This is a genomic window from Rhizobium sp. P28RR-XV (assembly GCF_012641385.1).
Lineage (GTDB): Bacteria > Pseudomonadota > Alphaproteobacteria > Rhizobiales > Rhizobiaceae > Rhizobium.
Genome location: NZ_JABAIG010000001.1, coordinates 1 through 22,571, shown reverse-complemented (window position 1 = coordinate 22,571; position 22,571 = coordinate 1). Strand labels below are relative to the sequence as shown.

At 60.5% G+C, this 22,571-nt stretch carries 19 protein-coding genes, 1 other RNA gene and 1 pseudogene; 3 read left to right on the top strand and 18 right to left on the bottom strand.

The annotated features are described in order from the left end of the window. Positions 1 to 11 precede the first annotated feature (11 nt). The 17 genes from murB to HGP12_RS00025 form a co-directional block, all read right to left on the bottom strand. A complete protein-coding gene (gene murB, locus HGP12_RS00105) occupies positions 12 to 986 on the bottom strand; it encodes a UDP-N-acetylmuramate dehydrogenase (protein WP_168843620.1) in 975 nt (324 codons plus the stop codon). After that, complete coding sequence (murC, locus tag HGP12_RS00100) at positions 983 to 2,398, bottom strand: UDP-N-acetylmuramate--L-alanine ligase (protein ID WP_168843619.1); 1,416 nt, start codon at positions 2,396 to 2,398, stop codon at positions 983 to 985. The genes murB and murC overlap by 4 nt, the downstream gene beginning before the upstream one ends. After that, complete coding sequence (murG, locus tag HGP12_RS00095) at positions 2,395 to 3,516, bottom strand: undecaprenyldiphospho-muramoylpentapeptide beta-N-acetylglucosaminyltransferase (RefSeq protein WP_168843618.1); 1,122 nt, start codon at positions 3,514 to 3,516, stop codon at positions 2,395 to 2,397. The genes murC and murG overlap by 4 nt, the downstream gene beginning before the upstream one ends. Positions 3,517 to 3,686: 170 nt before the next feature. After that, complete coding sequence (gene ftsW, locus HGP12_RS00090; protein WP_168878663.1) at positions 3,687 to 4,841, bottom strand: putative lipid II flippase FtsW; 1,155 nt, start codon at positions 4,839 to 4,841, stop codon at positions 3,687 to 3,689. A gap of 1 nt (position 4,842) precedes the next feature. Continuing rightward, the gene (gene murD / locus HGP12_RS00085) at positions 4,843 to 6,255 is read right to left on the bottom strand and encodes a UDP-N-acetylmuramoyl-L-alanine--D-glutamate ligase (protein WP_168843616.1); all 1,413 of its coding nucleotides are present in this window, start codon (positions 6,253 to 6,255) and stop codon (positions 4,843 to 4,845) included. A 7-nt stretch (positions 6,256 to 6,262) separates the two neighbouring features. Beyond that, a complete protein-coding gene (gene mraY / locus HGP12_RS00080; RefSeq protein WP_168843615.1) occupies positions 6,263 to 7,384 on the bottom strand; it encodes a phospho-N-acetylmuramoyl-pentapeptide-transferase in 1,122 nt (373 codons plus the stop codon). 11 nt (positions 7,385 to 7,395) lie between these two features. Continuing rightward, positions 7,396 to 8,856: a UDP-N-acetylmuramoylalanyl-D-glutamyl-2,6-diaminopimelate--D-alanyl-D-alanine ligase gene (locus tag HGP12_RS00075; protein WP_168843614.1), complete on the bottom strand. Its 1,461-nt coding sequence runs from the start codon at positions 8,854 to 8,856 to the stop codon at positions 7,396 to 7,398. Further along, entirely contained in the window at positions 8,853 to 10,316 is a 1,464-nt protein-coding gene (locus HGP12_RS00070; protein ID WP_168843613.1) for a UDP-N-acetylmuramoyl-L-alanyl-D-glutamate--2,6-diaminopimelate ligase, read from the bottom strand. The genes HGP12_RS00075 and HGP12_RS00070 overlap by 4 nt, the downstream gene beginning before the upstream one ends. Before the next feature lie 66 nt (positions 10,317 to 10,382). Next, positions 10,383 to 12,134, bottom strand: a complete 1,752-nt coding sequence (locus HGP12_RS00065) for a penicillin-binding protein 2 (protein ID WP_168843612.1) — start codon at positions 12,132 to 12,134, stop codon at positions 10,383 to 10,385. After that, positions 12,134 to 12,649 (bottom strand): hypothetical protein, encoded by a 516-nt coding sequence (locus tag HGP12_RS00060; RefSeq protein ID WP_168843611.1) that lies wholly within the window; start codon positions 12,647 to 12,649, stop codon positions 12,134 to 12,136. Before HGP12_RS00060 ends, HGP12_RS00065 begins: the two co-directional genes overlap by 1 nt. A 1-nt stretch (position 12,650) precedes the next feature. Then, on the bottom strand, positions 12,651 to 13,676 hold the full coding sequence (gene rsmH / locus HGP12_RS00055) for a 16S rRNA (cytosine(1402)-N(4))-methyltransferase RsmH (RefSeq protein WP_168843610.1): 1,026 nt from the start codon (positions 13,674 to 13,676) through the stop codon (positions 12,651 to 12,653). A gap of 14 nt (positions 13,677 to 13,690) precedes the next feature. Further along, complete coding sequence (mraZ, locus tag HGP12_RS00050) at positions 13,691 to 14,131, bottom strand: division/cell wall cluster transcriptional repressor MraZ (protein WP_168843609.1); 441 nt, start codon at positions 14,129 to 14,131, stop codon at positions 13,691 to 13,693. Positions 14,132 to 14,561: 430 nt separating this feature from the next. Beyond that, an RNA gene (rnpB, locus tag HGP12_RS00045) (RNase P RNA component class A) lies at positions 14,562 to 14,960 on the bottom strand. A gap of 67 nt (positions 14,961 to 15,027) precedes the next feature. After that, on the bottom strand, positions 15,028 to 16,221 hold the full coding sequence (locus HGP12_RS00040; protein WP_168843608.1) for an NAD(P)/FAD-dependent oxidoreductase: 1,194 nt from the start codon (positions 16,219 to 16,221) through the stop codon (positions 15,028 to 15,030). An 81-nt stretch (positions 16,222 to 16,302) separates the two neighbouring features. Further along, on the bottom strand, positions 16,303 to 16,860 hold the full coding sequence (locus HGP12_RS00035) for a lytic transglycosylase domain-containing protein (RefSeq protein WP_168843607.1): 558 nt from the start codon (positions 16,858 to 16,860) through the stop codon (positions 16,303 to 16,305). 266 nt (positions 16,861 to 17,126) lie between these two features. Beyond that, positions 17,127 to 17,888: an N-acetylmuramoyl-L-alanine amidase gene (locus tag HGP12_RS00030; protein ID WP_168843606.1), complete on the bottom strand. Its 762-nt coding sequence runs from the start codon at positions 17,886 to 17,888 to the stop codon at positions 17,127 to 17,129. Continuing rightward, complete coding sequence (locus HGP12_RS00025) at positions 17,885 to 18,595, bottom strand: DnaJ family molecular chaperone (RefSeq protein ID WP_168843605.1); 711 nt, start codon at positions 18,593 to 18,595, stop codon at positions 17,885 to 17,887. Before HGP12_RS00025 ends, HGP12_RS00030 begins: the two co-directional genes overlap by 4 nt. 273 nt (positions 18,596 to 18,868) lie before the next feature. On the opposite strand from HGP12_RS00025, the gene HGP12_RS00020 reads away from it, so the two are divergent. The 3 genes from HGP12_RS00020 to HGP12_RS00010 all read left to right on the top strand — a co-directional run bounded on the left by HGP12_RS00020 (position 18,869) and on the right by HGP12_RS00010 (position 22,147). Continuing rightward, positions 18,869 to 20,080 (top strand): pyrophosphate--fructose-6-phosphate 1-phosphotransferase, encoded by a 1,212-nt coding sequence (locus HGP12_RS00020; RefSeq protein WP_168843604.1) that lies wholly within the window; start codon positions 18,869 to 18,871, stop codon positions 20,078 to 20,080. A 140-nt stretch (positions 20,081 to 20,220) separates the two neighbouring features. Further along, positions 20,221 to 20,856, top strand: coding sequence for a LysE family translocator (locus tag HGP12_RS00015; protein ID WP_168843603.1), 636 nt, complete (start codon positions 20,221 to 20,223; stop codon positions 20,854 to 20,856). 133 nt (positions 20,857 to 20,989) lie between these two features. Continuing rightward, positions 20,990 to 22,147 carry a lytic transglycosylase domain-containing protein gene (locus tag HGP12_RS00010; RefSeq protein ID WP_168843602.1) on the top strand — a complete coding sequence of 386 codons (1,158 nt, stop codon included), beginning with the start codon at positions 20,990 to 20,992 and terminating at the stop codon, positions 22,145 to 22,147. Positions 22,148 to 22,269: 122 nt separating this feature from the next. Here HGP12_RS00010 and HGP12_RS00005 read toward each other — a convergent pair. Further along, positions 22,270 to 22,571 (bottom strand): annotated as a pseudogene (locus HGP12_RS00005) (hypothetical protein); the annotation flags it as partial.

Here is a 22,571-nt window from a genome sequence, read left to right as displayed (position 1 = left end):
ACAGCGTAAGCCTACTCGGTCGTGACACCCTGGAACGGGCGAACCTCCCGGCCGGACATGAAGTAGCCGAGGCGCTTGATTTCCCACTCCAGCTTGATGCCGGAATTCTCGAACACTTCACGGCGCACCTGCTCGCCGAGATATTCCAGATCGTAGCCCGTCGCCTGCTCCATGTTGATCATGAAGTTGCAATGCAGCGACGACATTTGTGCGCCGCCGATGACGAGACCGCGGCATCCCGCCTCATCGATCAATTTCCAGGCGGAATGACCTTCCGGATTCTTGAAGGTCGAACCGCCGGTCTTTTCCCGAATCGGCTGCACGGTTTCGCGATGGGCGCGCACGGCATCCATCTCGGCGCGAATCTTGGCGCGATCTTCCGGATATCCCTCGAAAAGCACATGCGTGAAAATCAGATCGTCAGACGCATCCGAATGCCGGTAGCTGTAGCCCATCTCGGCATTACTAAGCACATGCTTGTCGCCCTTGCGGTCGACCGCATGCACTTCGACGACGCGCTCGCGCGTCTCGGCGCCGTTGGCGCCCGCATTCATCCGCGCGGCACCACCGATGCTGCCTGGAATGCCGTAGTAAAAATGGAAACCGCCGATGCTGTTGTCCATCGCCATGGCCGCGACATGCTTGTCGGGGCAAATGGCGCCGGCCAGGATACGATTTTCGCCGGCAAGCTCGACCGCGCCGAATCCCTTGGCGGAAAGCCTGAGGACGACGCCTGGAATGCCGCCGTCGCGCACCAATATGTTCGAACCCACGCCGACGACCGTCAGCGGCACCTCTTCCGGCAGTATCTTCAGGAAGGCGACGAGATCGTCCGTGTCATGCGGCTGGAACATCAGTTCCGCCAGCCCGCCGGCGCGGAACCACGTAACACGATCCATCGGCGCGTCTGGCGTCAGCCGGCCCCTGATGTCCTTTACACTGTCGCCGAGCGACGCCAGAAGCTTTTCCCCATTTACCTGTTTCATGCGGACTTACCCGAGAGGCCTTCCAATTCCTTTGGCAATGATGCTGCCCAATATGTGATACTGCCAGCCCCCAACAAAACCACAAAATCACCCGGTTGCGCAATCTCTGCAACCATGGCGGCAAGATCTTCCTGCGATGGCAGATAGCGCGCATCCCGATGACCGCTAGCCTTGATGCGCGAAATCAGCGCCTGCGAATCGATGCCTTCGATCGGATCCTCGCCAGCCGCATAGACGGGCGCCAGGAAGATGCTGTCGGCATCGTTGAAGCAGGCGGCGAACTCTTCGAATAGGCTCGACAGACGCGTATAGCGATGCGGTTGATGAACGGCGATGATGCGGCCCTTGCAGGCTTCACGCGCCGCCTTCAGCACCGCCTTGATCTCGACGGGGTGGTGGCCGTAGTCGTCGAAGACCTTCACGCCGTTCCATTCGCCGGTCAGCGTGAAGCGGCGCTTGACGCCGCCGAAGGATGCCAGCCCCTTGGCGATCGCCTCGCTGGAAATGCCAAGCCGATTGGCAACGGCAACGGCCGCCGTCGCGTTGGAAATATTGTGACGACCGGGCATCGGCATGACGAGATCCTTGATCTGGATCACCTTGCCCGTACGGCGCCTGCGGATTTCGATATCGAACAAGGAGCGCGTACCGTCGATGCGCACATTCGAGAAACGCACGTCCGCCTGCGGGTTTTCGCCATAGGTGATGACCTTGCGATCCTCGATGCGCCCGACCAGCGACTGCACTTCCGGATGGTCGATGCAGAGGACGCCGAAACCGTAGAACGGCACATTCTCGACAAACTGCCGGAAGGCGGCGCGGACGGCATCGAAATTGCCGTAGTGATCGAGATGCTCCGGATCGATATTCGTAACGACGGCGACGTCGGCCGGCAGCTTCAGGAAGGTGCCGTCCGATTCGTCGGCCTCGACCACCATCCACTCGCCGGCGCCCATGCGCGCATTCGTGCCGTAGGCATTGATGATGCCGCCGTTGATGACCGTGGGGTCGAGCCCGCCGGCTTCCAGAAGCGTCGCTACGAGGGACGTCGTCGTGGTCTTTCCGTGCGTGCCGCCGATGGCGATGGCGCTGCGGAAGCGCATCAATTCGGCCAGCATTTCGGCGCGACGCACAACCGGCAGCAGCTTTTCGCGCGCGGCGGCGAGCTCGGGATTGCTCTTCTTGATGGCGGTGGAGACAACAACGACTTCTGCATCGCCGAGGTTTTCCGCCTTGTGGCCGATATGGACCGGAATGCCCTTGTCGCGCAGCCGCTGCACGTTGGCGCTTTCCGATTGATCGGAACCCTGCACGCGATGACCGAGGTTATGCAGCACCTCGGCGATACCGCTCATTCCGATGCCACCAATACCGATAAAATGCACAAGGCCGATTGCCTTCGGCAGCTTCATGCGCCCGCCCCCTTGAATTGCTGAATTGAACGTCCCGCGGCAATAGCCTCAACCATGTCGGCAAGCAAGTTTGCCGCATCCGGCTTGCCTGCCTGCCTGGCGGCCGCAGCCATCTTTGCGAGCTTTTCCGGCATGGTCATGGAGCCGCGCAGGATGGTGGAAAGCTTTTCCGGCGTCAGCTCCGATTGCGCGATCACCTTGACGCCGCCGGTCGCCGCCAGCGCGGCCGCATTGGCGGCCTGATCGTGATCGAGCGCGTGCGGATACGGCACGAGGATCGCCGGGCGGCCGATGACGGCAAGCTCCGATACGGTCGAGGCCCCCGAGCGGCAGAGAACCAGATGCGCGGCGCCGATGCGCTCGGCCATATCGGTGAAGAACGGCGCGACATCGGCGCCCATGTCAAGCTTTCTCGTGCAGCTGTTGACCGTCTCCATATCCTCGGGGCGCACCTGCTGCGTGATCCGCAGGCGCTTGCGCAGCGGCTCCTCAAGCAGGCTGATCGCCGTGGGCACGGCCTTCGAGAAATACTGAGCGCCCTGGCTGCCGCCGAAGACGACCAGATTGAACGGATCATCCGGCCCCGACGGTATATACGGCCGCTTCGCGGCCTCGATGACGGCCGGGCGCACCGGGTTTCCCGTCGTTACCGTCTTCTCGGCAAACGTACCGTTATCCGTGAGGAACCCGCCCGCAATCGCGCGGACGCGCGTCGCCAGCATCTTGTTGGCGCGGCCCATGACAGCGTTCTGCTCGTGCAGCATGGACGGCACGCCCATGCGCGTAGCCGCCAGAAGCGGCGGAACCGTCGGATAGCCGCCGAAGCCGACGACGCAGACGGGCTTCAGCCTCTGGATCAGCTTGCGGGCGGCGCGCATACCGGTCCACAGCGTCCAAAGCGCGCGCGCGACCTTCAGCGGGTTCTTCGAACCGATCGTTGCCGAGGGCACGACATGGATCTCATCGGCCGGAAACTTGCCGGCATAGCGTTCGGCGCGGCTGTCGGTGACGAGGTGCACGGAATAGCCGCGCTCCTTCAGTTTATAGGCCAACGCCTCGGCCGGAAATACGTGGCCGCCGGTTCCGCCGGCGGCTAGAAGGACAATGCCTTTACTCATAATTTTCGCTCCCGCGAATACCCACTACTCGGGGCATTTCCCTAATATAGGAAGTCGCCCCGACCGCGTCATCGGCGCGGACCAAAGCCTCCTCATAGACCGCTGCTTCCTGAAAAGCGACCGAAGAATGAGAGGGAAACGGGAGATGGAATAACGGCAAGTCCACGATGTCACTCCGCCGGCAAACCATGCGTCACGCGGAATTGGCTGCGGTCCTGTGCACGCTTTTCCGGGCGATGACGCGTCAGCGCCAGAATGAAACCGGCGGTCACGCAGATCGCGGTCATTGACGAGCCGCCGTAGGAGATCAGCGGCAAGGTCATACCCTTGGCCGGCAGGAGCTGCAGGTTAACGCCGATATTGATGATCGACTGAATGCCGATCTGCAGCACCAGGCCGGCAACGGCGAAGCGGTTGAAGTCGTTCTTCTCCTTGTAGGCATGCGACAGGCCGCGCAGCACCAGGAAGCCGAAGATGCAGACCAGAACCATGCAGAAGATCACGCCGAATTCTTCGGCTGCCACCGAGAAGATGAAGTCGGTATGAGCATCAGGAATGATGCGCTTGACGATGCCCTCACCGGGACCGACGCCGAACCAGTTGCCGTGAACGATCGCCTCCTTAGCGGTATCGACCTGGAACGTGTCGCCCTCGCCCGTCATGAACTTGTTCACGCGTTGCGCCACGTGATCGAAGACGTAATAGGCCGCGACGAAGCCGCCGGCGCCAAGGCCGCCGAGCACGATGATCCACAGCCAGGGCATGCCCGCCATGAAGAACATGCCGCCCCAAACGGCTGTCGTCAGGATGGTCTGCCCAAGATCCGGCTGGGCCACGAGCAATGCGACGACGATGCCGAAGAGGATGATGGCGAAGAGATTGCCCGGAATTTCCGGCTGGCGCGCATGTTCGGAAAACAGCCAGGCGCAGACGACGACGAAAGCCGGCTTCATGAATTCGGATGGCTGGATCGACAGCGCCGCGATATTGACCCAGCGCCGCGAGCCCTTGACCTCGATACCGAAAAACAGGGCAAAAAGCATCATCGCCAGCGAAACAATCAGCAGGATGACCGCCGTGCGCCTGACCTGTCGGGGCGTCATGAAGGAGATGCCGATCATCGCCGCGATCGCCGGGACGAGGAACAGGGCGTGACGCTTGACGAAGTGGAACGGCTCAAGCCCGATGCGCTCCGCCACCGCCGGCGACGCCGCAAAGGAAAGCATGAAGCCGATACCGATCAACAGGATGAAAAGGGCAAGAAATACACGGTCGATGGTCCAGAACCATTCGGCCAAGGCCCCACGTTCAACGCGGCTTACCATATCATTTGCCTCCAGCTGCTGAACCGATCAGCATGGTGATGCCCTCGATCGCAGCTACATGGCTGACGAAGGCGTCGCCCCTGACCTCGAAATTCTTATACTGATCGAAACTTGCGCAAGCCGGTGACAACATCACCGCCGCGGACGCATGCTCGTCCTTGTCCGCATCGGCTGCCGCATGCGCGACGGCTCGTTCCAGCGTACCGGAAATTTCGTAGGGCACCTGCTCGCCGAGCGTTGCGGCAAAAGCGGGTGCGGCCTCGCCGATCAGATAGGCCTTGGCGATACGCGGAAAAAGTGGCGCAAGGGTCGTAATCCCACCCTCTTTCGGCAAGCCTCCGGCGATCCAGTAGATATTCTCGTAGCTCGAAAGCGCAGGCGCTGCCGCATCCGCGTTGGTCGCCTTGGAATCGTTGACGAAGATCACCCGGCCCCGCTTTCCGACCGGCTGCATGCGATGCTTGAGACCGGGGAAGGATCTCAATCCGGCCCGAATTTCATCGGCTGAAACACCGACGGCGAGACAGGCGGCAATTGCCGCCGCTGCATTCTGTGCGTTGTGGCCGCCGCGCAAGGTCTGGATGCCGCCGAGATCGGCAATCTCGCTTGCCGCACCGCTCGATGCCTGCATGATATGGCCGCCTTCGGCATAGAGGCCATCCGCCAAGGCATGTCGGCGCGAAATCCGCATCACCTTGCCGCCCGCCCTTTCGATGCGATCGGCAACCAAGGAAGAATGACTGTCGTCGATGCCGACAACGGCAACATCGCTGCCCGCGACCAGCCGCTCCTTGATGTCGGCATAGTGCTGCATCGTGCCGTGCCGATCGAGATGATCAGGCGTCAGGTTCAGCAGAATGCCGGCGGAAGGATTGAGCGTCGGCGCCAGATCGATCTGATATGAAGAGCACTCGACCACATAGAAGCGTCCAGCCTTCGGCGGATCGAGCGTCAGCACGGCTGTCCCGATATTGCCGCCGAGCTGCGTGTCGCGCCCGCTCGATTGCAGGATATGGGCTATCAGCGCCGTCGTCGTCGATTTGCCGTTCGTGCCGGTAATGGCGATGAACGGGCAATCCGGCGCATGAGCCCGCCGTTCCCTAACGAAAAGTTCGACATCGCCGATGATCTCGACACCGGCGCCATGAGCGAGATCGACGGTCCAATGCGGTTTGGGATGCGTCAGCGGCACGCCGGGCGACAACACGAAGACCGACTGGCTGTTCCAGTCGATCGTCCTGAGATCGGCAACCGCTATTCCTTCTGCAGCCGCCTTGGCCACGCTGTCCGGATTGTCGTCCCAGGCCGTGACCTCGGCGCCACCGGCGACGAGCGCCCGCGCCGTGGCGAAACCCGAGCCGCCGAGGCCGAAGAGAGCGACCTTCTTTCCGTTCAGCGTGGTGACTGGGATCATCGTTGCCTCACCGCAGCTTCAGGGTGGACAAGCCGACCATCGCCAGGATGACCGCAACGATCCAGAAACGCACGACGACCTGGCTTTCGGTCCAGCCCTTCTTTTCGAAGTGGTGATGGATCGGCGCCATCAGGAAGACACGGCGCTTGGTCATCTTGAAAAAGCCGACCTGGATGATGACGGAAAGCGCTTCCAGCACGAAAAGACCACCGATGATCGCCATGACGATCTCGTGCTTGGTGGCGACGGCGACCGAGCCTATCATGCCGCCGAGCGCCAGCGAACCGGTATCGCCCATGAAGATAGCGGCCGGTGGCGCATTGAACCAGAGGAAGCCAAGGCCCGCCCCGATAACCGCGCCGAGGACCACGGCCAGTTCGCCCGTGCCGGGCACGAAATTGATCGCCAGATAATCGGCGAAGACGAAGTTGCCGGCCAGATAGGAAATGACGCCGAACGAGGCTGCGGCAATCATGACCGGCACGATGGCAAGCCCGTCGAGTCCGTCGGTCAGATTGACGGCGTTGCCGGCGGCAACGATGACGAATGCACCGAAGAACACGAAGAACATGCCGAGATTGAGCAGCAGGCTCTTGAAGAAGGGGAAGGCGACGGACGAGCCGAAGGTCGAGCCGGCCGGCCCGGAGGACAGCGCGGTCGTCATCATGAAGTAGACGGCGATAGCGGCGATGACGAACTCGATGCCGAGGCGCGCGCGGCCGGAAAAGCCCTTGTCGCTCTGCTTGGTCACCTTGAGATAGTCGTCATAGAAGCCGATCGCCCCGAAGCCGAGCGTTACGAGCAGGGTGGCGACGACATAGACATTGGCAAGATCCGCCCAAAGCAGCGATGAGACGACGATGCCGGCGAGAATCATCAGCCCCCCCATCGTCGGAGTGCCGGCTTTCTTGAAATGCGTCTGCGGACCGTCGGCGCGGATCGGCTGTCCCTTGCCCTGACGCACGCGCAATGAGGAGATGATTCGCGGCCCGAAGAGGAAGACGATGAACGCTGACGTAAACAGGGCGCCGCCGGTGCGGAACGTGATGTATCTGAACAGATTGAGGAATCTGAAATGAGTACTGAAAAAATGAATATGGTCCGACAGTTCGGCAAGCCAGATCAGCATAAGAGCCCTTTCTAAAGCCCCTGGTGGGCGTGATGGCCCATGTCGGAAAATGCGGGAAACTTGTCAAGCAAGCCCGCCACTATCTTTCCAAACCCCAATCCCAGCGACGATTTCACCATCAAGACGTCGCCAGGTGCGACTGCATTGAGCGCGAATTCCGAGAGCTCCTCCGTCGTCTCCCGATATTCGACATGAACACTTTCCGGCAGCTCATCCCTTAAAGCCGCCATCTCCGGACCCGCCAGCCAGACATGCTCGATACCGGCCGCCAGCAGCGGTCCGGTAAGGTTGGCATGCACGCGCTGGGCATAATCCCCCATTTCCAACATGTCGCCGAGCACGGCGATCCGCCGGCCCTGCCGTCCGCCCAGCCCTGCATGTGGCGAGGTCGTCGCCAGCAGCTCAATGGCCGCGCGCATGGATGCTGGATTGGCGTTGTAGCTTTCGTCGATCAACGTGAAGTAGCCATTGCCGATCGCGCGCTTGTGGCGCTGTCCCCGGCCCTTTTCCGGCCGCAGGTCCGCCAATGCATCGACAGCTCCGTCGAGATCGGCTTCCACGAGCATGACCGCGCCGAGCACCGCAAGCGCGTTTTCGGCGATATGGCGGCCCGGTGCGCCGAGCGCCACTTCCATGGTCTCGCCGCCGATCGTCAGCCAGAGCGTCGAATTTTCTTCCGAGGCGTTGAATTCGGCGAGCCGCACATCCGCCTTGGCATGCTGGCCGAAGCTGTGCACATGCTCGATACCGGCCTCCAGCGCCGCATGTTCCAGCATTTCGAACTGGTCGCTGTCATGATTGAGAATGGCGTGGCCACCCGGCACAACACCCTCGAAAATTTCCGCCTTCGCGGCAGCGATTTCGCTGATGCTGTTGAAATTGCCGAGATGAGCCGGAGCAACCGTTGTGATGATCGCCACGTGCGGCTGCACCATCTTGACCAGCGGGCGAATTTCCCCGGGATGGTTCATGCCGATTTCGAAAATACCGAAATCCGTATCTTCAGGCATGCGCGCCAGAGTAAGCGGGACACCCCAATGATTGTTGAACGAGGCGACCGAGGCATGCACCTTGCCCGAAGGTGTGAGCGCCCGCCGCAGCATTTCCTTGGTGGTCGTCTTGCCGACCGAACCCGTAACAGCGATGATCTTGGCCTGTGTGCGCTCCCGGGCGGCGACGCCGAGCCGCGCAAGTGCGGCCAGCACATCGTCCACCACGATCTTCGGTACGGTCAGCCTGCCCATTGCCGGCAGGCGCCCCTCGCTGATCACGATAAAAGCCGCACCATTCGCCATGGCCAGATTGGCATAATCATGGCCATCGACGCGATCGCCCTTGATCGCAAAAAAAGCCTCGCCGGGCTGAATGGAACGACTGTCTATGGAAATGCCCGTGATGCCTTCCGGCAGCGCTCCGAAAGAGCGACCCGAGATCGCGGCGACCATATCCTCAGTTGTCCATAACCAGCTCAAGACTTCAAATCCTCCAATGCTTTGCGCAATTCGGCATGATCGGAGAACGGCAGCGTGACACTGCCGATCGTCTGACCTTCCTCATGCCCCTTGCCGGCGACGATCAGCGTGTCGCCGGATGTCAGCATGCCGACCGCCGTGCGGATCGCTTCGGCGCGATCACCGATCTCGGTCGCACAGACAGCTGCCGCCATGATCTCCGCGCGGATCGTTGCCGGATCCTCGGATCGTGGATTGTCGTCGGTAACGACGACGACGTCGGCAAGACGGCAGGCAATCTCGCCCATGATCGGCCGCTTGCCGCGATCGCGATCGCCGCCGCAACCGAAGACGACAATGACGCGGCCCGTCGTGAACGGCCGCACCGAATTCAGAACATTTTCCAGCGCGTCCGGCTTGTGAGCGTAGTCGACATAGGCCAGCGCGCCGTCATGTGTGTGACCGACAAGCTCCAGGCGGCCGGATGCACCAACAAGCCTTTCCAATGCCGCCATGGCGACCGGCGCCGCTACGCCCGTCGAGATGGCAAGACCGGCCGCGACAAGCGCGTTGGCGATCTGGAAGTCCCCGGCCAACGGAATGTGAATTTCGAAGATATCGTCGCCGACATGTACCTCGGCGATCTGCTTGTGGCGGAAATGCTCGACGCGCTTCAACGTCAGGAAATCACCCTTGCGCCCGACGGTGCGCACATCCTGCCCGGCCTCGCGGGCGGCGGCGATGGCCTGAGCCGACCAGGCGTCATCGGCAAAGATCACAGCTGGAGAACCCTTCGGCAGCAGATCCCGGAACAGCCGCATCTTGGCGGCCATGTAGTCCTCGACCGTCGGATGATAATCCATGTGGTCACGGCCAAGATTGGTGAAAGCGGCGGCAGCGAGCCTCACGCCATCGAGCCGGAATTGATCGAGGCCATGGCTGGAGGCTTCCATGGCTGCATGGGTCACCCCTTCCCCGGCAAGCTCGGCCAGCAGCTTGTGCAGCGATACCGGATCAGGAGTCGTCAGGGCACCATATTCGTTGCGGGTCGGCGATACAACGCCGGTCGTGCCGATCATGGCGGCCGGATGACCGGCATAGGCCCAGATCTGGCGCGTAAAGGAAGCAACGGAGGTCTTGCCGGCAGTACCCGTTACCGCCACCATCGTTTCCGGCTGCCGTCCGTAGAAGCGCGAAGCCGAGACCGCAAGAAACCGGCGCGGCTCGGAAACCGAGAGCACGGGCACACTGCCGGCATCGGTCTCATGGCCTGCAACCACAACCGATGCCCCGCGCGAAACGGCATCGGCGATAAAACTCGCCCCATCGGCTTTGGTACCGGCCACGGCGACAAATGCCATGCCGGGCAACACCTTCCGGCTGTCGGCGGAAATGCCGATTATCTCAAGATCGCCAAGCGTCCCGCCAATCTGTGTGTTGAGTTCCGGAAATACATTTCCGGCAATATCCCGCAAGTTCATCGAATGTACTTTTCGCCTTCTCGATCAGTCCGCCCCTCGCGAATCGACGTGTGTATTCTTTCACGCTTAATAAGACACCAGCAAGGCCGAGTTGCCGTTTCCAAAACTTGGCTGAATGCCGAGGATCGGTGCGGCCCGGGCGATGATGTCGCGCGCGATCGGCGCGGCAGTATAGGCCGAGATCGTCCCGCCATGCTCACCGGTCTTCGGCTCGTCGCAGAAGGTCATGATGATATATTGCGGATTATCGATCGGGAACGCGGCCATGAAGGTGTTGAAATTCAGCGTATTGGAATACCGACCGTTGACCACCTTGTCGGCCGTACCGGTCTTGCTGCCGACATCGTAGCCCGGCACGCGAGCAGCGCGACCGGATCCCTTCGAGCCGTTGAAATCGAGGAGGAAGCGTACGTTGTCGCTCGTGCTTTTCTTGACGACGAGCTTGGCGATCTCATCCGCCTGGTCGAGGGTGCGAGGCAAGAAAGTCGGCTCGATCAGCTTTCCGCCGTTGACAAGCGCCGCACCGGCAACGGCCGTCTGCAGCGGCGTCGTCGAAACACCGTGGCCGAAGGAGATCGTGATCGAATTGATCTTCTTCCAGACGCGCGGCTGCGTCGGCATCTTCACCTCAGGCAATTCGGTCTGCATCTTGCTAAGCAGGCCGATACGAGTGAGGAATTCCTTATGCGCATCGATACCGACAAGGTCGGCAATCTTCGCCGTGCCGATATTGGACGAATATTGGAAGATTTCCGGAACGGTCAGCACGCGATGCTGACCATGGAAATCCTTAATGGTGAAGCCGCCGATACGGATCGGGTTGGTGGCATCGAAGGCATCGCGCAGCGTGACCTTGCCGGAATCGAATGCCATCGCCATGGTGAAGGTCTTGAAGGTCGACCCCATTTCGAACGTGCCGTTCGTCATGCGATTGAGCCAGCCTTCGGAAGCACCTTCGTTCGGGTAGTTCGGATCGAAATCGGGCGCGGATGCCATGGCAACGACTTCGCCCGTGTGAACATTGATCACCGCCGCGCCAGCACCCTTCGCCTGGAAATTCTTGACGGCGTTGACGACGGCATCATGGACGATGTCCTGGACGCGCAGATCGATCGACAACTTCACCGGCTGCAGCGGCTGGTCGTTGGTCATGCCCGCGGCAGCGAGATCGGCGAGCCCCTGGTCGTCGATATATTTCTCCATGCCGGCAACGCCGCGATTGTCGATATTGACGTAGCCGAGAATGTGAGCCGCGGTGGAGCCACCGGGATAAAAGCGGCGCTTCTCCGGACGGAAGCCGATACCGGGAATGCCGAGCGCCAGGATCTGGCTTTGTTGTTTCGGCGTCAGTTGCCGGCGCAGCCAGGCGAAGTGCGAGCTCTTTACCGAAAGCTTCTTATAGGTGGATTTGGCATCGAGATCCGGCAGGACCTTGCGCAACTCCTCGACGGCTTCATCCGGATCGATGATCTTGTTCGGCTCGGCAAACAGCGAGACGGTGCGGATGTCCGTTGCCAGAAGAGCACCGTTGCGATCGACGATGTCGGGCCGCGACGCCATAAGGCGATCCGGCGGCAAAATGCTTGACGTCGTATCCGGCGGCGTCATGGCGAACTGCGCAAGACGAGCACCGATCACGCAATAGACCGCGATGAAGCTTGCTACCAGCAGAACGACGCGGCTCCTGGCCTGAGTAGCCTTGCGCTTGCGAGCGCCTTCAAAAGTCGAGCGCGAAAAGCCGTCGCTCGGTCGATTGTTGCCGTCGGTGGAGAAGTGCGCCTTGCTCTTCAGGACCATGATACGAGAAAGAAAAGACATTATTCCTCCACCGATCCCGTTGCGATGTTGTCGACATTCGGCTTCTTGCGCTTCACCAAGGCGGGCGCCTTCGGCCGCGGCGCGGGAGCGGCAGCCACATCAGCAATGGCCTTTCTGATCTGCGCGTCGGTCGTATCGCCGTTCTTGGCGGCAGCAGATACATTGCCCTTCACGGGTTTGCCGCTCTTCGGATCGTTGGATGCGGTCACCGTCGGCGGCGGAAGCTGCGAGCGCAGCATCGGCAATTCGCTCGGCTGAACGATCGCGGTCGAAAGGGTCGGCTGCAGCTGTAGCTCGCTACTGTAGTTGTTGACGAGCTTTTCAAGACGGTTCGGCTGCGAGACCAGCGCCCAGTCCGCTTTCAGAAGCTCGATCGTATCCCTCTCCAGCTTGATTTCGGATTCGAGACGTCGAACCTCCTCCAGTTTCAGCTCGGCGCGATGCTTGATCGTATAGGTCACGCTGGCCATGGCCGTCATGACGCCGATCAGCACGATGTCAAAAGTTTTCAGCATCTCAACCCCCGAGCTTTCCGAGACTGGCGAGATTGGGCAGATCGAAAATCGAAAGATCTGCGGCCTCCGCCGGAGCCAAAGTGCGAACCCCCGCGCGCAATTTGGCTGAGCGAGCGCGCGGATTGGCTTCCGCCTCGGCATCGCTCGCAGAAATCATCGACTTGCCGACCGGCTCGAAGGTGGCGGGCCGCTCGCTCACGATCGGCATGTGACGCGACCCGGCCGCACGGCCCGAGCGATCGGCAAAGAACTTCTTGACGATCCGGTCTTCCAGCGAATGGAAAGTCACGACGACAAGGCGCCCGCCCGGCTTGAGGGCGCGCTCGGCGGCAAACAATGCCTGAGCCAGCTCGCCGAGTTCGTCATTGACGAAAATGCGCAAGGCCTGAAATACCCGCGTCGCAGGATGAATTTTGTCCTTCGCCTTCCGCGGCGTCACGATCTCGATCAACCCGGCCAGATCGCGGGTGGTCACGAAAGGAGCTTCCGCACGCCGTTTCTCGATCGCATGCGCGATGCGCGGCGCCTGCTTTTCCTCGCCTAGGAACACAAAGATGCGAATGAGATCGGCCAGCTTGGCGCGATTGACGACATCGGCGGCCGATACGCCGCTGGCCGACATGCGCATGTCGAGCGGGCCGTTCTTGTTAAAGGAAAAGCCTCGCTCGGCCTCATCGAGCTGCATGGAGGAAACGCCGATATCGAGAACGACGCCATCGAGGCCGCGTGCCGGCACATGATCGGCCAGCTGGGAAAATTGCGACTGAATGAGATTGAGATGACCGGCATGAGCAGAAACGAGCGCCTGCCCTGCCGCAATCGCCGTCGGATCGCGATCAAGCGCGATCACATCGGCGCCGGCGGCAAGAATGGCCGACGTATAGCCGCCCGCGCCGAACGTTCCATCAAGGATGATCCGGCCGGGCGCGGGAGCCAGCGCCTCGAGCACCTCGGAAAGAAGAACCGGAATGTGGCGAACTGGTCCGCCACCGGCATCAGAAGAACCTCCGCCTGAATTCGCCGCCATTCCGTTTCCCCATTCTATTCCGAGCGCCTGCCCGCCAGCCTGCGCTCCTCTCGTGCCTGCGCCTGCAAAGCCAGGAAGGCCTCCGGTCGCCACAATTGAAAATGATCCGCCCGTCCGACGAAGGTCACTTCGCCCGAAATTCCGGTGAAATCGCGGATGAAATCCGTGACCATCAACCGCCCTTCCGCGTCGAGCTTCATAAAGACCCCGCCCCCATGAATGAGGAGCGACATCTGATTTGCCGCCGGCGAAAACGGATCCTCCGCCGCAATCTGCCGCTCGAAGCGATCGAGCAGATCGAGACCGCCGACACTGATCGCCGGGAACACAAAATCCTGGAAGCAGTACAGCTCCTGAATATTGCGCTCGGCCAGCACGGAACGAAATACCGCCGGCACGGAAACCCGCCCCTTGGTATCGATCCGGTTGGTCGCATTTGACAGGAAGCGGTTCATGACGCGAAACACCCGTCCCCCATGACCCGCAAGCAGCTACACACTGGCAGGCACAGCCAAAATCGGACACAGCTTCGCAAGCCGAAAGAGCCAACGCCCCTTCGACACTTCCAGAACGGAAGCAATCACGGCCTTGCGATGATTGGGCACTGATTTGCCCGTATGCAGTGTTCTTTTGGGATACCATGGGACCATATGGGCGTCAATGGGATGAAGCCACGTCCGGCATGGCATCAGCTCGAATATTCATAAGCCGTTAAGTTTAACGAAAGGTTAGGATTGGCTTCAGCCGACGTCTCGAAACGGATTGTTTTCATAGGCGAAAAGCCTCATTCGCCAAGGCCTCAGCCCCCGGAAATACGGGGCATCCCGCTCCCCTTGAAATTATTTGCGGAAAGCGGGAAACACGCCTTTCGGACAAGCGTGATGATTTGCCAGTTGGCCTGTAAGCCGGGTTCTGTATGGCTCCGGCCGAGACCGGAACGTGGCAGCCATTCATCTGGGACGGCGCTTGCGCGACGCCTCATGCAACCCACCCGGATGACCGGCCCGGAAACGGGCTGGAGCGCTTGCGCGCCCCGCGTCATCCCTATTCGGTTTTGCTCCCGGTGGGGTTTTCCGTGCCGTCGCTGTTGCCAGAGACGCGGTGGGCTCTTACCCCACCCTTTCACCCTTACCCGGCGCGAAGCCGGGCGGTTTGCTTTCTGTGGCACTTTCCCTGAGGTTGCCCTCGCCGGACGTTATCCGGCACCGTGTTTCCGTGGAGCCCGGACTTTCCTCACCCCATCGCCTTTCGGCATTGATGAAGCGCGGCTGCCCGGCCAACTGGCACTGGCTCATTAACCGAGACCGCCCGCAATTGCCACCGAAATATGCGGCTACATGAAGAGCGGATGTCAGTTGCGGAAATGCGCTGAGAAATCCGTGCCGTAGCCCTCGTCCTTGATTCGGCCTGCGAGCAGCAGCTCAGCTCCCAGGCGGCCGATTTCATCGGAACTCTTGGCAGCCGTGCCGCAGCCGCCCGTCAGAACAGCAACGCGCGGCGACGACGTATAACCGATCATCGGATAACCCGTCGGCGAATAGGAAACGGCACAGGAATTGGTGAAAGCCGGAGGGCGCTTCACCCCGGGGACGAGCTCGTGGAAAATCCGCACTAGGTGTTCGCGGGCTTTGTCGCGCCCAGCCGTGCGAAACCAGGCGCGCAATTCCGTCTCGGTCTCGAATTGAAGATCATCGGGATCGCCGCCGATCTTGATATAGTGCCTGCCGTCGGGATAGCGGATCGGCGGCAGCATATAGATGCTGTCCACGTCATCGGGCGTCACGGATATCAGCGAGGGCATGCCGGAAAGAGCCTCTGCTTCCGCTTCGCTGACCTCGAAGAAAGTGACGGTGCGGCCATAAACCTTCATCTCAACAGGTCGCGGCAAGAGATTCTCCGCAATGGAGAAACCGCCGGCGGCCAGCAGGATTTTTTCCGCGCTGAAGGTCTCTCCCTCTGCGGTCGTGACGACCGCCAGACCACCCTCTTCGCGGATCGACAGCGCCGTCTGCTTGATGACCCGGGCGCCGGCTTTTTCCGCCAGCAGCGACTGTGCCTTCACCAGCCGGCGCGGACTGATGTGACCTGCGCCACGCGGTTCAAAGACGCCTTCGCTTCCCGATACGAATGAGAAGAAGGGGAACTTCTTCCTAAGCTCCGCGTCGGCGAGGATTTCCGTTTGAACGCCGAGCCGCTCCGCTGCGTCGACGACATCTCCGACATAGCCGTTGCCGCCGCCGCGCTTGGGACCAACGACCAGGCAGCCGACGGGCGCATAGAACTGGATGCCGCTATCCCGTTCGATTTCCGCATAGCGGCTGATCGAACGGTTCGCGAGGCGGGCCCAATCGGCATCGGGATCGATCGTCCGAGTAATGCGGCCTTCGTCGTAATGGCTGCCGAAGACACCCCGATGGCTGGCGCGATCTTCGGGTTCATCCGGCCCGATGACGGCAACGCCGTCGGTTTGCCTGGCCAGGTGACGGGCAGCGGCCGCCCCCATCATGCCCCGGCCGACGACGATGAATTTGAAATCCGCTGCCATGCTATGATCCTCGCAAACAATAGCGGTTCGATAGCATGAAAAGCGATTCCGCCCTACCCGTAATCCCTGGCTCCGTGGATGTCAGTCCAGAAGCGCCAGTACCTTGCCGCAATAACGCTTCGAGATCGGATTCATGCGCGTGGCGCCGTGGCCGGCATTGTATTTGAGAATGGTGTTGCAGGTCGGACCGCCGCCGAGATCCTGCGCCATGGCAAGATATTTCATGCCGAACTTGATGTTCGTCTCGGGATCGTAGAGCCCCTTGGCCCCTCCGGCATATCCCATAAGCCGCGCAGTTGCCGGCTTGATCTGCATGAGGCCGATCTCGCCTGCACTGCCCCTGGTTTTCGGATTGAAATTGCTTTCGATCCGAATGACGGCGGTCGCCAGTTCGACAGCAACGCCGTTCTGCTTGGCATATTTGGCAATCAGGGCGGAGTAACGATTTTGTCGTGCGAAGGAGGTGTCAGCGTCACGCAATTCGGCGGGAACGTTTGGCATCGGAAAGCCGGTGGTGCGGCTGACGATCTTGAGTGGAACTGTTTTCTGCTTTGCGTCACGCTGGCCCGCAAAGGCGCAATCATATCCCGCCAGCAGCACGCCCACGCATGCTGCAGCCGCAACAATCAAATTTTTCATGTAGTCTTTTGTCTCCAGGGGCGGGACCGCGGACGGCACAAGCCGTCACGTCCGGCTGGAGGCAAAAAGAGCCGCCGGAATGTACAGTCCCCATTAGTCGTCTACGGCCGCGCGACACACAAACCCAGACGGCGCGACCGCCGTTCAGCGAGCGTCGTTAGACCAATGCAATGCGGAGATAATAGGGAAAAGATGTGGCGTAGCAGGGGGTTACGCATTTTCTCATCAATAGCCGGCTATAAACATAAGCAGCGACGGCCGCGAGGCTACGAATAGCGGGGCAGCGCGGACAGGAGGCGATGAAGCGTATCGATCGTGGAAAAATCGGCAATGCCATCTACGCGCTCCTGGCGGAAATGGCGCTGAAAGGCTTCGACGTCCCCCTTCAGCTTCTCCGAGAATTCCCCCGTTATTTCAGTGCTGTAGCCATAAAGCGAAAGCATGGACTGCAGCGCCTCGATCGGTTGGCCGACATCGCCCTTCTGGAAGAACCTGCCGCCGGTGATCGGCGTCGGTTCCACCCAGTGTCCCACCCCTGCCTTAGCCAGCTCCGCCCAAGGAAATTTCTCGCCCGGATCCACCTTCCGCACGGGCGCCACATCGGAGTGTCCGAGCACGCGTTCAGGCGCGATTGCCCAGCGTTGGCCGCAATCGCGACACAGTTCGACGACCGCTTCGACCTGCGCATCGGGGAAATCCGGCAGCCCGCCCGGATGGCCGGCATTGGCGATCTCTATGCCGATCGACCGCGAATTGATATCGATATCACCATGCCAGGAGCTCTTGCCCGCATGCCAGGCACGACGCTCTTCCGGAACGAGCTGCACGATACGGCCGTCCTCGAAAACGAAATAATGGCTCGACACCTGGCTCTCCGGGCGACAGAGCCAATCGAGAGCACCCTCGGCGGTACCCATGCCGGTATAGTGCAGAAGAATGATGTCAGGCCGACGCCCATCCCGCCGCTCGCCATGGTTCGGCGAAGGCTGCACATGGGCGCGAGTGAAATCGGCCTTAAATGCACTCATGCGGCGCGGCGTTCTTTCTCGATCTCGGCATAAGCCGCATTCAGGGCTGCCATGCGCTCATTGGCGATGGCATGAAACTCTTCCGGAACCCCACGCGACACGAGACGATCCGGATGGTTCTCATAGACGAGGCCATGATAGCGGCGGCGGATCGTCGGAAAATCGTCCTGCCGCGATACGCCGAGCACCTTGTAGGGGTCACGGCCGCCGACACTCACATGGCGGGCCATGATCTGCTCGAACCGCTCTTCGCTCATATGGAAGATTTCGGCGACATGCTGAAGGAATGCCGTTTCCTTCTCATGGATCAAGCCGTCGGCCTTGGCGATATGGAACAGGCCGTCCAGCACGTCTTCCAGCACCGGGCAGTTCTTCGTGCAGGTCTCGCAAAGCGAAGACAGTCGCTCCGCATAGGCCTCGTAGCCGGCCACGTCCTGACGCGCCAGATTATAAAGGCGTGCGACATTCTTGGCCTGGTCGGGAGGAAATTCGAAGATCTCGCGAAACGCATTGATCTCGTTTTCCGTCACCACGCCGTCGGCCTTCGCCATCTTGGCGGAAAGCGCGATAATGGCGACGGAAAAGGCCACTTTGCGCCGGGTTTCCGGGTCGCCTTCGAAGACGGTGCGAATAGCCTCGACCACCGCGGACAGGGCATTGCCGGCAGTGCTACCGATAGCATTCAGCAATTTTTCCCAAAACGACATGGTGGTTCCAGCAGCCTCTAAACAGTAGAACACCTTGATCAAATTATGGTTGCCATTGCAAGCAGTCCATTCGTCGCAAGGCGGAAAACTCTTTTCACAATTTGGTAATGATTGCGTACTTCGCACCTCATCCAATTGTGCACGATCTGCCGTCCAACGGCCAAACAAACCGCGGATTTCTTAAATTCTTTACTTTACACCCATGCCCGCCTGTCGCATCCATTCCCACCGCAACCTTTGAAATGAAGCAGCTTGACTGCAAGGAGGATCTCCATGGCCAAACAGAAAGTCGCAATGCTCACCGCCGGCGGATTGGCGCCCTGCCTTTCTTCCGCGGTTGGCGGGCTGATCCAGCGCTACAGCGACGTGGCACCCGATCTCGACATCATCGCCTATCGGTCCGGCTACCAGGGCGTCCTGCTGGGAGACAGCGTCGCAGTGACCCCGACCATGCGTGAACAGGCCTATTTGTTGCATCGCTATGGCGGCTCGCCGATCGGCAACAGCCGCGTCAAGCTCACCAACATCGCCGATTGCGTCAAGCGCGGCCTGGTCAAGGAAGGCGAAAACCCGTTGCGCGTCGCGGCCGAGCGACTGGCTTCCGACGGTATCACCATCCTTCATACGATCGGCGGCGACGACACGAATACCACCGCGGCCGATCTCGCCGCCTATCTCGGCGCCAACGGCTACGATCTGACCGTCGTCGGCCTGCCGAAGACTGTTGATAACGATGTCGTGCCGATCCGCCAGTCTCTTGGCGCCTGGACGGCAGCCGAGGTCGGCGCGCATTTCTTCGACAATGTCAGCAACGAACAGACTGCCGCGCCGCGTACGCTGGTTATTCATGAAGTGATGGGCCGCCACTGTGGCTGGCTGACGGCCGCAACGGCGCGCGCCTATATCCAGAAGACCAGCGCCAACGAATATGTCGAAGGCTTCATGATGAATGCCGAATTGAAGCGCATCGACGGTCTTTATCTGCCGGAAATGGTATTCGACATCGAGGCGGAAGGCGAACGCCTGCGCGCCATCATGGAAAAGACCGGCCAGGTGACGTTGTTCGTGTCGGAGGGCGCCGGTCTCGACGCCATCGTCGCCGAACGCGAAGCCGCCGGCGATGCCGTCAAGCGTGATGCCTTCGGCCATGTGAAGATCGATACGATCAATGTCGGCGGCTGGTTCCAGAAGCAGTTCGCCGCGATTATCGGTGCCGAACGTTCCATGGTGCAGAAGTCGGGTTATTTCGCGCGCTCCGCGCCCGCAAATGGCGAAGATCTCCGCCTGATCCAGGGCATGGTCGATCTCGCGGTGGAAAGCGCGCTCAACAAGGTATCGGGCGTCACTGGCCATGACGAAGGTCAGGGCGGCAAGCTGCGTGCCATCGAATTCCCCCGCATCAAGGGCGGCAAGGCATTCGACATCACGCAGCCATGGTTCGCCAACGTGATGGACCATATCGGGCAGAAATACACACAAGCCTGATTGATCGGCGATCAATCGGACTGATCTGGGACCAAGCGGACTGATCTGTGATCAAGCGGCCTGATCTTCGATCAAGCGGATTGACGGATCGCAAATCCGGTGTCTTTGCTGACGGCGGAAGAGGAATAGAGGAGGATTCCATGTCCATCGAAACCTGGCTCGCTTTCGCCGCCGCGTCCTGCATCATGCTGGCCATACCGGGTCCCACCATTCTCCTTGTCATATCCTATGCGCTGGGCCACGGCCGCAAGACGGCCTTGGCAACCGTGACGGGCGTCACTTTGGGCGATTTTACGGCGATGACCGCCTCCCTGGCTGGCCTCGGCGCCCTTCTCGCCACTTCGGCGGCATTGTTCACGATTCTTAAGCTGATCGGCGCCGCCTACCTCGTTTTCCTCGGAATCAAGCTGTGGAGAGCGCCGATCGTGACGGGTCCGCTGGGCGACAATGACAACCTCCCCGAGGAAAAACCGTTAAAAATCATGTTGCACGCATATGTTGTAACGGCGCTCAACCCAAAGAGCATCGTGTTCTTCATCGCCTTCGTGCCGCAGTTTCTCGACTTATCGAAGCCATTTCTTGAGCAAACGCTTATTTTGGAGGCGACATTTCTCACTTTGGCGGCATTGAACTCGCTCATCTACGTGTTCGTTGCCGACATGGCCCGCGGCTTCATCCGCAAGGCAAGCGTGCAACGTGCCGTCAACAGAACGGGCGGCACCCTGTTGATTGCCGCCGGTGCGGTGACCGCCGGATACCGCCGGATGGCCGCCTGAGGCGTTGCAGGGTTGCGGGCCGATCACGGATAGGTTAATGGGGATTCATAATTTTATCGATCCCGTGACCGAATTTGGCGGTCCTGTGGCCGAATTACATCGAAATTACGTTTGGCTTTTCGAAAGTGACAGAATGGTAGCGATCGGATTTCCCAGCCTGAAGCGCAGCGTTGCCTTGTCGGCGATGATGTGCGGCGCGCTCGCCGGGTGCGCAAGCACTCAGCAGCAGACGTCTCAGGCAGAACTCCCGTCGGCACACATCAACGTGCCGCATCCGAATACAACCCTGACCGCAACCGGCACTCCCTCGTCGACGGGCGGCACGGTAATCGCCGCAGCGGCGCCGACATTTATCGGGCCGCAGCAACCGCAACAGACGGCACTGGCAAAATCCGGCCGTATTGCCCCGGGCACGGTAAACACCGTTGCCGGCACCGTGAACCAGCAGCAGGTCGATGCAGCGCAAGCGCGTTTCGGCACCCCGGCGGCAAACGCGCCCAACCAGGGAACGGTCGCAATTGCCGCGGCAACCGGTGCGCCTGCCGCCAATACCACGACAGCCGCGGCCTATGCCGCATCCGACGTGCCGCTTGTGCCTTCCGTGGTCGCGATCCCGATGCCTAATCCGGCACGCCCCGGCGACGCCGCCCTGACGCCGGTCTCGGCCTCCGCCGCGCAAGGCGGGCCGACCATCCCGATGACCTCGGATGTTGCCGCTATTCAGGTTGCCGTGCCGACGCCGCGTCCCGGATCTCAAGCGCAGGCCGAAGTCGCTTTCGCGACACCGGCACAGATCGGCCAGCCACGCTATGCGGACAACCGCATGCATTATGACTTCAATTTCGACACCAGCGGCCCGACCGTCGTTCCCGCAGTGATGACCACGACCCCGAATTACGATTCAGACGTGCCGGCCGAGGAAAAAAGCTACGTCTCCAAGCTCATCCAGAAATACGCCAAGCTCTACGAAATTCCGGAATCGCTGATCCATCGCGTCGTCCATCGCGAGAGCCGCTATAATCCGAAAGCTTACAACCGGGCGGGATATTTCGGCCTGATGCAGATCAAGTATAACACGGCGAAATCCATGGGCTACGAAGGCCCGGCGTCCGGCCTGCTCGATGCCGAGACGAACATCAAATACGCCGCAAAATATCTGCGTGGCGCCTGGATGACGGCAGACAGCAAGGCCGCAAACAAGGAAAGCAATGCTGTCCAGCTTTATGCCCGGGGCTACTATTACGATGCCAAGCGCAAGGGCCTGACGGATGTCGCCAACGGCAATTACTGATTTTACCGAGACATTTTGAAAGCCGGCTTGGAACGGTTCGACATTTCACGAAATTGCCGAACCGTTCCATGGCTTTTATGCAATTTCGGGCAAAACCGCTGTCCACTTTCACAGTACACGACTCAAACTTTACTCGGACTTCTCAGGGGTCTTCTGGGGGCATTTTGCGTCCATGCAGAGAAGGCTTTTTCCGGATTGTGGATGATCCACTCCCTGAGAGCGTCGAGACCGATGCGGAACCATGATTTCTGGCGCCGTCCGTGGCTTTTTCGCGTGATCGCCTTCATGCCCATGGTGTGAGTAGCGCATCGGTAGGCCCAGGTGATGGCCAGGATGAGGATGACGAGCAGGCTTGCGAGCTTGTCGGGATTGGTGATGTGGGTGTCCTCCATATTGAGGCCGCGCGTTTTGGCATCGCCGAATA